This window comes from Salinivibrio socompensis S35 (assembly GCF_000513715.1).
GTDB lineage: Bacteria > Pseudomonadota > Gammaproteobacteria > Enterobacterales > Vibrionaceae > Salinivibrio > Salinivibrio socompensis.
In genome coordinates this window covers 1-11,012 of sequence record NZ_AQOD01000040.1, presented here as the reverse complement: position 1 = coordinate 11,012, position 11,012 = coordinate 1, and the positions used below count along the sequence as shown (strand labels likewise).

Genomic DNA, 11,012 nt, shown 5'->3' with positions numbered 1-11,012 from the left:
KGCTTTCCAAACGAAAATAGTTTGCTGAAATTATTGTATGCAGGGATACTAAAAGCGTCTGAGCGATGGACACATCCGGTGCAGAATTGGAACCTCACACTGTCGCAGTTGGCAATCCATTTTGAGGGTCGACTGGATGATCACATCGCGCTATGATTTTTAGCTGACACAGAATATTGAACACCCTCCCCTAGGAGCTGTTGATTTTTCGTGGTTCATTTCTACTGCGTTATCGGATTTTCATATAGGCTAGCTACACGTCAAATCTCGTCTTTGTATAAATTTCCTACAAAGTGTTATAAAAGCCAGATAGAAAGGTCAATAGCTCCTAATGACAAGTTGATTATTTTGTGTAAAGTTATATTTCTCTATGTTTAGTACATTACATTAATCAACAATCTCGAACATTTCCAAACCAAAACTTTTCGACCAACAATACCCGAATATTGAATAAATAAACATGTAATTTACATAATACTGCGAGCTAAAAATGTTATATAACATGAGACAGTCAACAGGCGATGTTGATGAAATCATTCAGCTAACACACTGTTCCCACAGGAATTACTCCCATCAATCAACTTGGCAACTAACAGGCATATCGAGTTGATTGACTTTGTTCATCACTTTCATGTTGGCCAATGCTTCGCCAACTTGGGCATTGTAATCACGTAGTGTCAGCAAAAGGCTGAGTAACTTTTTGTATCGAGACATGCCGATTTCTGACAGAGAGCGTTGGTGACAACCCGCTTCTCGTTTCCATTCTTCCAAGTCACCGGACTTCAAGGCGCTGACGGCTGCATTGCGAGGACGGCCGTCCTCCCAGTAACCCGTATTGCTGCGCAGTGGAATGGCCGTTTTAAGCGACCTGGTACAACTTAAAAAGCGCCGCATGTGGGCGGCGCTTTGGAGGGACCATGTTTAGGTTAACGCGCGTGGCCGTTAGCCTTGATGGCGAGAGGCGAGGACTTCGGTCACTTGATGAAGGCTAAGCTCTTGGTCTTGCAGCAATACCAACAGGTGATAGAGCAGGTCGGCGCTTTCGTTTAATAACTCGGCTTTATCGCCTGCCGTGGCAGCCAGGGCGACTTCGACCCCTTCTTCTCCGACCTTTTGCGCGATACGCTTGGTGCCTTTGGCAAATAAGCTCGCGGTGTAAGATTCATCAGGCGCGGCGTCTTTGCGGCTGGCAAGCACTTGCTCCAGGCTCGATAAAAAGCCGGGGCCGGTGTGTGGCGGTTTATTATCACTGTCAAAGCAGGTGGTGGTGCCGAGGTGACAGGTGGGCCCATGTGGAGTGGCGGTGACCAATAAGGTGTCTTGATCGCAATCGAGTGCAATGTGCTCAAGGCTTAACACATGGCCGGAGCTTTCGCCTTTCACCCAAAGACGTGATTTGCTGCGCGACCAAAAGGTGACGCGACCGGTGTCGAGCGTCGCGTTCAGTGCATCGGCATTCATGTAGCCCAGCATCAACACTTGGCCGCTATCGCTGTGTTGGATAATCGCAGGCACCAAGCCGGCGTTTTTCTCCCAATCGATACGTTCTACCCACGCTGCCGTCATACTCTTACCTCGATCCCTTGTTGTTTTAATGTTTGTTTTAATTCGCTTATCGCGATGATTTGCTTGTGAAATACCGAAGCGGCCAGCGCGCCATCGACATTCGCTTGTAAAAAGGCGTCGGCGAAATGCGAAATTTTACCGGCACCGCCGGAGGCAATCAGAGGCACCTGACAGCGCTCTCTCACCATTTTGAGTTGGGTTAAGTCATAGCCTTGGCGCACGCCATCGCGGTTCATCATATTGAGTACGATTTCGCCTGCGCCTCGCTGTTGGACTTCCTCAACCCAGGCAGCGGTTTGCCAAGGCGTGGCCTGAGTGCGGCTTTCATCACCGGTAAATTGATAGACCTGATAGTATCCGGTGGCTTCATCGAAGAAGGAATCAATCCCAACCACCACGCACTGTACGCCAAACTTCTTGGCCAGCCGCGTGATCAAACTTGGGTCGGCCAAGGCCGGTGAATTAATCGATATTTTATCCGCGCCGAACTCCAAGATTTGCTGGGCATCGGCTTCGGATTTAATCCCACCGGCGACGCAAAAGGGGATATCAATCACTTCTGCGACGCGGCTGACCCAGCTTTTATCGACCACGCGGCTGTCACTGGAAGCGGTGATATCATAAAACACCAGTTCGTCAGCGCCTTCTTCGGCGTAACGTTTGGCGAGCGGGACGATATCGCCGATGATTTCGTGATTGCGAAACTGCACGCCTTTAACCACTTGTCCGTCGCGCACATCCAAACAAGGAATTATCCGTTTTGCCAGCATGCGATTGCCTCCTCTGCGCTAAAGTTGCCTTCCAGTAGGGCGCGGCCGACGATCACGCCTGCGACGCCGGTGTTACGTAAGGCGCGAATATCCTCGAGACGGCCAATGCCGCCTGATGATTGAAATGCAATGCTCGGATAGCGCTGACACAAGTCGCGGTAAAGCGCCACATTGCTGCCTTGTAAGGTGCCATCGCGGGAGATATCGGTGCACAGCACATGCTTGAGCCCGACGGACAAATAATCGTCGAGTAACGCTTCAATGGTAACGCCGGAGTCTTGTTGCCAGCCGGACACCGCCACGCGTCGCGTCCCGTCGCTGTCGATGTGAATGTCGAGTGCCAATACAATGCGGTCAGGGCCGTAGGTTTGCATCCAGCCTTTGACCAAATCGGGCGATTTAACCGCGGTGGATCCGATCACTACGCGCTGCGCGCCGGTGTTCAGCAGCTCAATCACGTCCATCTCGGTGCGCACGCCGCCGCCGATTTGGATATTGGCGGGCGTTGATTGCAAAATCTCGGTGATTAAGTCGACCTGACGCGCGGTCGGATCTTTGGCGCCGGTTAAATCCACGAGGTGCAACCAGTCCGCTCCCGCTTGATGGTAACGCGCAAATTGCTCACGCGGGTCAAAACCGTAGTCGGTTTTTTGCTGATAATCCCCTTGATAAAGGCGCACCACTTGGCCATCTATCAAATCGAGTGCTGGTATAATCATCCTTGCTTACATCTCCAAAAAATTCTGAATCAAACGTGCGCCCACTTTGCCCGAGCGCTCGGGGTGAAACTGAACCCCGTAGTAGTTGCCTTGATTGATTGCCGCACTGAACGCATGGCCATAATGACATTGTGCCAGGGTGTAATCGCCGACGGGCATCGCGTAACTGTGGACAAAGTAAAAGTGGCTACCCGCGACAATGCCGTCGAATAAGGGATGGTCATTGACGGTAGCGACTTGGTTCCAGCCCATATGGGGTAGGGGTTGGCCATCGGTATCCATCAGTTTGGTCGGGGCGGGAATGTGGCCGAGGCATTCGACTGGCTATCGCCTTCCTCCGAGTGAGTCCCCAACATTTGCATGCCAAGACAGATTCCCAGCAGCGGTTGCTCAACCTGTTTCACTAAATCCACCAAGCCACGCTCGGTCAAGTTTTTCATCGCTTCACTGGCCGTGCCGACGCCGGGCAAAAAGAGCTTATCCGCCCCCAGCACCACGGCGGGGTCGCGGCTCAATGTCGCTTGATACCCCAGGCGTTCGACGGCAAAGCGCACCGAGGACACATTGGCGCAGCCGGTATCGATAATGACGGTGTGTTTGCTCACTATAAAACTCCTTTACTGCTTGGCAGTGCATCGCCCTCTACCTTGATGGCTTGACGCAAGGTGCGGCCAAAGGCTTTGAACAAGCTTTCTACCAAGTGGTGGGTATTTTCACCCGACACTGTCAAGTGCAGGGTGCAGGCCAAGGTATCGGTGAGTGAGCGGAAGAAGTGCCCCACCATTTCGGTCGACATATCGCCTACTTGTGGCTGCGGGAAGCTGGCCTCAAATTTAAGGTACGGGCGTCCGGATAAATCCAACGCACACTGCGCCAAACACTCATCCATCGGCAGGCTAAAGCCAAAGCGGCCAATGCCGCGCTTATCACCCAGCGCCCGTTTGAGTGCATCGCCCAATGCGAGGGCAGTATCTTCAATGGTGTGGTGGTCGTCGATGTGCAAATCACCTTTGACGCCAACGTTGAGCTGAAAGCCTCCGTGGGTGGCGATTTGATCCAACATGTGGTCAAAAAAGCCAGTCCCGTTTCAATGCGACTGCCGCCACTTTTATCCAGGTTAACATCCACCTGAATATCGGTTTCTTTGGTGGTGCGGGTGACGCTGGCCAGTCGCGGCTGCTGGGTGAGACGCTCGACAATCTGTGGCCAGCCCATCACATCGCGTTGATATTTGATCCCTTGTAGCGCCATATTGTTGGCTAAGGTGATATCGGTGTCGCGGTCGCCAATCACTGCCGATTGGGCGAAATCAATCCGGCCTTGCTGCAGATACTCTTTCACCAAGCCTAATTTGGGTTTGCGACAGCTACAATCGTCGCTATCAAAGTGCGGGCAAATCAGCACGTCTTCAAAATAAATCCCTTGTGAGCGAAACAGCGCCATCATCATGTTGTGCGGCGCATCAAAGTCGGCTTGCGGGTAACTGTCGGTCCCTAGACCATCTTGGTTGCTGACCATCACCAAGGTATAGCCCGCCGCTTGCAGGCTAAGCAACGCGGGGATCACCCCTGGCTCGAGCGCCAATTTATCCAGACGATCCACTTGATAGTCTTCGGGTGGCTCCACAATTAAGGTGCCATCACGGTCAATAAATAAAATCTTGTCTTTCACAGTGGCTATCCTTATTCACTGAGTTGCTGGCGGATAAAGGCCAACACTTTTTCACATTCGTCACGGTTACCAATACTGATGCGCAAGCTGTTGGCAACCGCGGTACGGCGTACAATAATCCCAGCGTTGCCTAAGCGTTCGAACACCGCATCGGCGTCATCTAGCGTGATGAGTAGATAATTCCCAAAGCCCGGATGTACCTCAACGCCCGGCAGCATACTGAGGCCGGCTTGCAGGTAGGCACGGTTGGCGGTCAAGTCCAAAACCTGATATTTCATCCGCGCCAAGCCAGCTTCTGAGAGCGCTTGCTGGGCAATGTCTGCCACCGGCACCGGCACGGGGTAAGGCGGGATCACTTTGAGCATCAAGTTAATGATAGCGGGGCTGGCGAGGGTAAAGCCGCAACGCAGTCCCGCCAGAGCGAACGCTTTTGATAGGGTGCGCAAAATAGCCAGATTCTCAAAGCGCGCGAGCAAATCCGTGCAGGTCGCTTCCGGACTAAATTCGATATAGGCCTCATCCAACACCACCATCGCGCGATCTTGTGTTCGGGTAAGTAGCGCTTCTATGTCGTCGCGGTTAATCAGATTGCCGGTTGGATTATTGGGACTACACACGAAAATAAGCTTGATGCTGGCATCTGCCTCTAATGCGGAATCAATCCCCGCCATATCCAGCTGCCAGTCGGCGGTGAGCGGCACTTGGGTGGCGGCGATCCCTTGATTTTCCGCGCTGACCGCATACATGCCGTAGGTAGGTGGGCAAATCAGCACGCTATCTTGATTCGGCTCGCAAAAGGCACGCAGCAATAAATCAATCCCTTCATCGGCGCCGCGGGTGGTGATGACTTGGCCCGTTTCTACGCCTGCATAATCGGCATAGGCATTGATCAATGCTGCGGGCTGACAGCTGGAGTAGCGATTGAGGCCTTGGCCGCTCAGGGTATACGTATTGTCAAAGGGCGACTCATTGGCATTGAGCCAGACATCCCCGCTGCCACCGATGCGGCGCGCAGACTGATAGGGCGTGAGCGCTTGTACTTGCTCACGGGCGAGTTTATCGATGCTCATCCTAACGGATCCTCCGAGGCTTGCGCTTGTTGCAGCTGCGTTTGTTGTAGCTTAGTCAGGCGAATATCGACCGCTTGGCGGTGTGCATCCAAGCCCTCGGCTTCTGCGATTCGCATCACCGTTGGACCTAGCGCTTGCAAGCCACTTTCGCTGACCTGTTGCACTGTCATCCGCTTATTAAAGTCGGCCAGCCCTAAGCTGCTGTAGGTGCGGGTATAGCCATAAGTGGGCAACACATGGTTAGTGCCTGAGGCGTAATCGCCCACGGATTCGGGCGAGTAGGCGCCTAAGAAAATCGAGCCTGCGTTATCTAACAGTGGCAATAAATCCCTTGGCTGTTGAGTTTGTACAATTAAGTGTTCCGGCCCGTAGCGATTTGAAATCGACACGCATTGGGTGAGGGTATCGGCAATAATAATTACACTACTGCCGAGGGCTTGTTTGGCAATCTCTGCACGACTGAGCGTGGTTAATTGCTGCTGCACCGCATCCGCGACTTTTTCTGCCATCTCCGGAGCAGGCGTCACCAGCACCACTTGCGAGTCGGGGCCGTGCTCCGCTTGGCTAAGTAAATCAGCGGCAACAAAATCCGGATCCGCACCCGCATCGGCAATCACCAACACTTCAGAGGGGCCCGCTGGCATGTCCATGGCCGCGCCATTGGCGGCAAGGCTCACCTGACGTTTGGCTTCGGTAACATAGGCATTACCCGGGCCAAAAATTTTATCCACCTTGGTCACACTTTGGGTGCCAAAGGCCATGGCTGCCACGGCCTGTGCGCCACCCAGAGTATAAATTTCATCAATCTCACACAGCTTGGCACAGTATAAAATTTCATCGGCCACCGGCGGCGGGGTACACAGCACCACTTTACGGCAGCCAGCAATTTGCGCCGGCACACCTAGCATCAATACAGTAGACGGCAAGGGCGCGCTGCCGCCAGGAATATACAGCCCGACGCGGTTAATCGGGCGAGTGATAGATTCACACACCACACCTGGCATGGTTTCAACTTTCAACGGCTGCGCTTTCTGCGCGCGGTGAAAGGTGCTGATGTTATCGTAAGCTTGGCGCAGCGCGAGCTTGATATCTTCCCCCAGTCGCGCTTCGGCATCGGCCAAGGTCGTTTTATCTAACTTGATGCTATCGAGATCGATGCCATCAAACTTTTTGGTCAGTGCTTTTAAACTCTCATCACCGCGCTCACGCACATCGGCGATGATCTCGCTGACACTGGCTTGAGTTTGTGCGCCGGTGGCAATGGCCGGGCGGCGCATCAAGCCTTCTTTTTGCGATTCTCCGAGTGATTTCCAGACTACTGTACGCATTGTCACTTACTCCATCATCTTTTCAATCGGCAGTACCAAGATTGAGCTCGCACCCAATTGTTTGAGCTTTTCCATGGTTTCCCAAAACAGATTTTCGGTACTGACCAAGTGCACCGCCACACGGCTTTTCTCGTGGGCTAATGGCAAGATAGTCGGATCTTCAGCGCCCGGGAGTAGCTCCACGATTTTTTCCAGCGTCTCGCTCGGCGCGTGAAGCATGATGTATTTCGATTCTTTCGCTTGGATCACGCCTTGCATGCGGGTGAGCAAGCGCTCAATCAAGGCGGTTTTCTCTTCACTGAAGCTGCCTTCACGCTGAATTAAAACCGCTTTTGAGCGGAAAATGACTTCGGTTTCTTTCAAGCCGTTGGCCTCTAAAGTGGCGCCGGTTGAGACCAAGTCACAAATTGCATCGGCGAGCCCGGCACGTGGTGCCACTTCCACTGAACCATTGAGCATACAGGTGCTGAAATTCACACCCTGCTTGTCCATATAGGCTTTAAGAATATTGGGGTAGGTGGTCGCAATCCGTTGCTCCGCCAGATCTTGCGGGCCGTTATAGTTTTGGTCTTTATCCAAGGCGATGGAGAGACGACAGCCACCAAAGTCGAGGCGACGCAGCAGCTGATACTGGCTCGGCTCGCCCAGCTTAATGCGCTCAAGGCGAACTTCTTCCAACTCGTTCTCGCCAATTACGCCCAAATCAACCACGCCGTCCATAATCAGGCCAGGGATATCATCATCGCGCACGAGCAGCAGATCGATGGGCATATTTTCGGCGTGGACCACCAAACGCTCGCCGGTGTAATTGATTTTTACCCCACAGCGTTTAAGCAGCTCTTGGCACTCTTTGGCGAGACGGCCCTTTTTCTGGATGGCGATACGTAAGCGTTGTGTTTGCATGTGTGCTTCCTTGTCTAAAAATGAAAAGCTAAAAAAGAAAAACCCTCGGAAGACGGTGCTCCCGAGGGTCTGAATCTGTTAGCTGGCTAATGACCGACGGAAGCGCTTTTTAGTCGTCTTCCAGTCGAAACCATTCCTCCCGAAAGACTAGTCAGGATGATGGTGGTGATGCATGGTCATTAGCGTTGAAATCATTGTTGGTCTTCCGTTGTCTGGCGAAAAAAAGTGTCTGGCGAAAAAGAGCTCTTTAGAAAAATAAGCTCTATAACAAAAAACTTAACTGTTTATGACCATATCAAAATCCGTTTGGATTGCAACCAGTCAAAGCGCGTTTTTTTTACGCGTTTTTTCATGATAGGTGTCGCCATCGCCATGAACCGCAAAAAAGTCGACACCGGGGCTAGACATAAATATCGAGCTCACCGTCTTTTTTGGGCGTTTTGTCTTTGTGCTCTGGTTGCGGTTGCTGAGTATGATCATTGAGATCATCCAGCCGCCGCTCCTTACGCGCATCAATGTGTTCTGATTTACGGATGGCCCATACTTTGGTGGGCGGCGCATGCGGCGTGCGATACACAGGACTCAGATTACCAAGCCAATTCATAATAGGTGCTCCTTTGGTCTTACTATCAGTATCGACTAAGGAGAACCAAACTTGATGGTTTTTTAATCAAAAAGAGGTTAGGATACGGTTAAAATGGCAGGTTAGCTGCAACACTTTTTAAACTTACGCCCACTGCCACACGGGCAAGGATCATTACGGCCGGCTTTAACATGGCCGGGAAAAACGCCATCGATATATCGCCATTGTTGCTCTCCGCCAATCATTTCTTTAACAAACCGAGAGCGCTCATGTAAGCATTGAGGTTGTCCGTCCGCGATAAAGTGAGCTTTGAAGGTCACAAACCCAAGCTCATCGTGATTTAATACCTCGCTATCCAGCACCTCAAGTGATTGCCACTGATGGTTGGTCATCATGGCAATATCATCACGAAATGCCTCAGCGCCGCATTCGCGGTGATACGTCGCAACGATAAAATCCACCAAGCCTTTCGGGTGCGCGCTATAACGTGCTCGCATCAATTGTTCTGGATGGGAAGCGTTGGCGGGGTTTTGATGAACGGACGCGCAGCATTTGGCGTAGGGTTTTTCGCTGCAACAGGGGCATAAATCAGTCTGCATAAACGTCTCTTTGGTAAAAAAAAAGGGTGGTTTCGCGGTTTATGTATTCGCGGTTTACAGATTAGCGGTTTACAAATTAGCTATTCGAAAAGTCGCGGGTTTGTAAGTCACAGCCTTGCGGGCCACACACTAATACCGAACCGTGTTGATACCAATCGCCTAACACGATGCGCTGGTAATCGTGGCCTTGATCACGCCATTGGTGCACATGAGGGCGATGGGTATGGCCGTGAATCATATGGCGCACATCAGCCTTATCTAACTGCCGCTGTACCTCTTGCGGGGTGACATCCATAATCGTTGATGACTTTTGCTGATTGGCATTCGCACTGCCGGCGCGCATTTTGGCTGCAATACGACGCCGCAACACTAAGGGTAAGCACAAAAATACTTGTTGTAGCCAGCGCTGGTGGACCTTGCGACGAAATGCTTGATAGTCAGCATCCGCCAAACATAGGGTGTCGCCATGGAGAATGAACGTCGGGGTACCATATAAATCAATGCAGGTGTGCTCATCCAGCAAGGTAATGCCAGTTTGACGGGCGAAACGCTTTCCGATTAAAAAATCACGATTGCCATGAATAAAGTACACGGGGACGCCTTGCTGTGTGAGGGTCGCAAAGGCGGTTTTGATTTGCTGATGAAAAGGGCTGTGATCATCATCGCCTACCCAAGCCTCAAACAAATCTCCCAGCACATAGAGCGCATCGGCGTGGATCGCTTCCCGGGCCATAAACCGTAAAAAGCAATCAGTGATATCGAGCCGAGAAGGGCTGAGATGTAAATCAGCAATAAAGAGAGTATGTGGCATGCGTGGACTTTATCATCAATAAGAACGGAATCATCAATAAAAACGGATCGCGATAAAAAAGAAAGGGTAAGCCTTGGCTGACCCTTAAACAACCGTCCACTGTTAGTCTTCGATCGTCACACTGTTGATTAAGACTTCTTCAACGGGCACGTCTTGATGAACATAGCCCCAGTTACCGGTGGCAACGCCTTTAATTTTGTTGACCACGTCCATGCCTTCCGCCACTTCGGCAAACACACAGTAACCCCAGCCGTCTGGCGTTTTGGCTTTGTGATCCAGGAACAAGTTGTCGTTCACGCTGATAAAAAATTGTGAACTGGCTGAATGCGGTTCCATGGTACGCGCCATGGCTAAGCGGCCAGTCAGGTTGCTTAAACCGTTGTCCGCTTCGTTTTTGATCGGTGCGCGGGTTGGCTTTTCTTCCATGCCAGAGGCCATGCCACCGCCTTGGACCATAAAGCCGTCGATAACACGGTGGAACAGAGTTCCGTTATAAAAGCCGTCACGGCAATACTGTAAAAAGTTCTCGACCGTGGCCGGTGCTTCGTCTGCAAACATACGGAGCTTGATATCACCGAACGTGGTATGAAGAGTGACCATGATGTAATCCTGTCATTGGCTTGGCTAAAAAGGATCACAGATTCTAGCCTAACGAGCCGGGTGATCAAGCATGATTGCCCTAGATGTGGAATTAATCATCGTTGGATGACTGGGCTGGGCTAGTTGAAAGCCCTTGAATCCCCCAGAATCATTCTGACGACGAAGGTTCAACATGACCGAGCAGCTTTTTAAGGAGACCTGCCAAGTCAGCTTGCTCACTGGCAGTGAGTCCCGACAGGAGTTGATGCAAGTTGTCGGTGTGATCGGTGACCGCCTTATCAATCAAATCAAGTCCAGTCTCAGTGAGTGAGACATAGACCCCGCGGCGATCGTTGGGATCGGGGTCGTGCGAACCACCAAACCTTCGATGTTGTCTTAGACGCAATCAAATG

At 51.7% G+C, this 11,012-nt stretch carries 11 protein-coding genes, 4 pseudogenes and 1 other annotated feature; of the genes and pseudogenes, 1 reads left to right on the top strand and 14 read right to left on the bottom strand.

Features of this window, described 5'->3' with window-relative positions:
- Positions 1-156 (top strand): annotated as a pseudogene (locus DZ54_RS24715) (IS256 family transposase); the annotation flags it as partial.
- 417 nt (positions 157-573) lie between these two features.
- On the opposite strand, the pseudogene DZ54_RS0106030 reads toward DZ54_RS24715, so the two are convergent.
- The 14 genes and pseudogenes from DZ54_RS0106030 to DZ54_RS25190 form a co-directional block, all read right to left on the bottom strand.
- Positions 574-870 (bottom strand): annotated as a pseudogene (locus DZ54_RS0106030) (IS5/IS1182 family transposase); the annotation flags it as partial.
- A gap of 72 nt (positions 871-942) precedes the next feature.
- On the bottom strand, positions 943-1,566 hold the full coding sequence (hisIE, locus tag DZ54_RS0106025) for a bifunctional phosphoribosyl-AMP cyclohydrolase/phosphoribosyl-ATP diphosphatase HisIE (RefSeq protein ID WP_025673433.1): 624 nt from the start codon (positions 1,564-1,566) through the stop codon (positions 943-945).
- Positions 1,563-2,336, bottom strand: a complete 774-nt coding sequence (hisF, locus tag DZ54_RS0106020) for an imidazole glycerol phosphate synthase subunit HisF (protein WP_025673432.1) — start codon at positions 2,334-2,336, stop codon at positions 1,563-1,565. The genes hisIE and hisF overlap by 4 nt, the downstream gene beginning before the upstream one ends.
- Entirely contained in the window at positions 2,318-3,055 is a 738-nt protein-coding gene (gene hisA, locus DZ54_RS0106015; protein WP_025673431.1) for a 1-(5-phosphoribosyl)-5-[(5-phosphoribosylamino)methylideneamino]imidazole-4-carboxamide isomerase, read from the bottom strand. Before hisA ends, hisF begins: the two co-directional genes overlap by 19 nt.
- Positions 3,056-3,061: 6 nt before the next feature.
- Positions 3,062-3,663 (bottom strand): annotated as a pseudogene (gene hisH / locus DZ54_RS19520) (imidazole glycerol phosphate synthase subunit HisH).
- A pseudogene (gene hisB, locus DZ54_RS19515) lies at positions 3,660-4,726 on the bottom strand (bifunctional histidinol-phosphatase/imidazoleglycerol-phosphate dehydratase HisB). Before hisB ends, hisH begins: the two co-directional pseudogenes overlap by 4 nt.
- 11 nt (positions 4,727-4,737) lie before the next feature.
- Positions 4,738-5,790: a histidinol-phosphate transaminase gene (gene hisC, locus DZ54_RS0106000; protein WP_025673430.1), complete on the bottom strand. Its 1,053-nt coding sequence runs from the start codon at positions 5,788-5,790 to the stop codon at positions 4,738-4,740.
- Between the two features lie 2 nt (positions 5,791-5,792).
- A complete protein-coding gene (gene hisD, locus DZ54_RS0105995; protein WP_025673429.1) occupies positions 5,793-7,124 on the bottom strand; it encodes a histidinol dehydrogenase in 1,332 nt (443 codons plus the stop codon).
- 6 nt (positions 7,125-7,130) lie between these two features.
- On the bottom strand, positions 7,131-8,027 hold the full coding sequence (hisG, locus tag DZ54_RS0105990; protein WP_025673428.1) for an ATP phosphoribosyltransferase: 897 nt from the start codon (positions 8,025-8,027) through the stop codon (positions 7,131-7,133).
- A 33-nt stretch (positions 8,028-8,060) separates the two neighbouring features.
- Positions 8,061-8,199: a sequence feature (His leader region), on the bottom strand.
- A gap of 228 nt (positions 8,200-8,427) precedes the next feature.
- The gene (locus DZ54_RS0105980; protein ID WP_025673427.1) at positions 8,428-8,631 is read right to left on the bottom strand and encodes a hypothetical protein; all 204 of its coding nucleotides are present in this window, start codon (positions 8,629-8,631) and stop codon (positions 8,428-8,430) included.
- A 101-nt stretch (positions 8,632-8,732) separates the two neighbouring features.
- Positions 8,733-9,209: a YchJ family metal-binding protein gene (locus DZ54_RS19510; protein ID WP_025673426.1), complete on the bottom strand. Its 477-nt coding sequence runs from the start codon at positions 9,207-9,209 to the stop codon at positions 8,733-8,735.
- A 76-nt stretch (positions 9,210-9,285) separates the two neighbouring features.
- Entirely contained in the window at positions 9,286-10,020 is a 735-nt protein-coding gene (gene lpxH, locus DZ54_RS0105970; RefSeq protein WP_025673425.1) for a UDP-2,3-diacylglucosamine diphosphatase, read from the bottom strand.
- 102 nt (positions 10,021-10,122) lie between these two features.
- Entirely contained in the window at positions 10,123-10,620 is a 498-nt protein-coding gene (locus DZ54_RS0105965) for a peptidylprolyl isomerase (RefSeq protein ID WP_025673424.1), read from the bottom strand.
- A gap of 148 nt (positions 10,621-10,768) precedes the next feature.
- Positions 10,769-10,906: a hypothetical protein gene (locus DZ54_RS25190; protein ID WP_164831558.1), complete on the bottom strand. Its 138-nt coding sequence runs from the start codon at positions 10,904-10,906 to the stop codon at positions 10,769-10,771.
- Positions 10,907-11,012 lie beyond the last annotated feature (106 nt).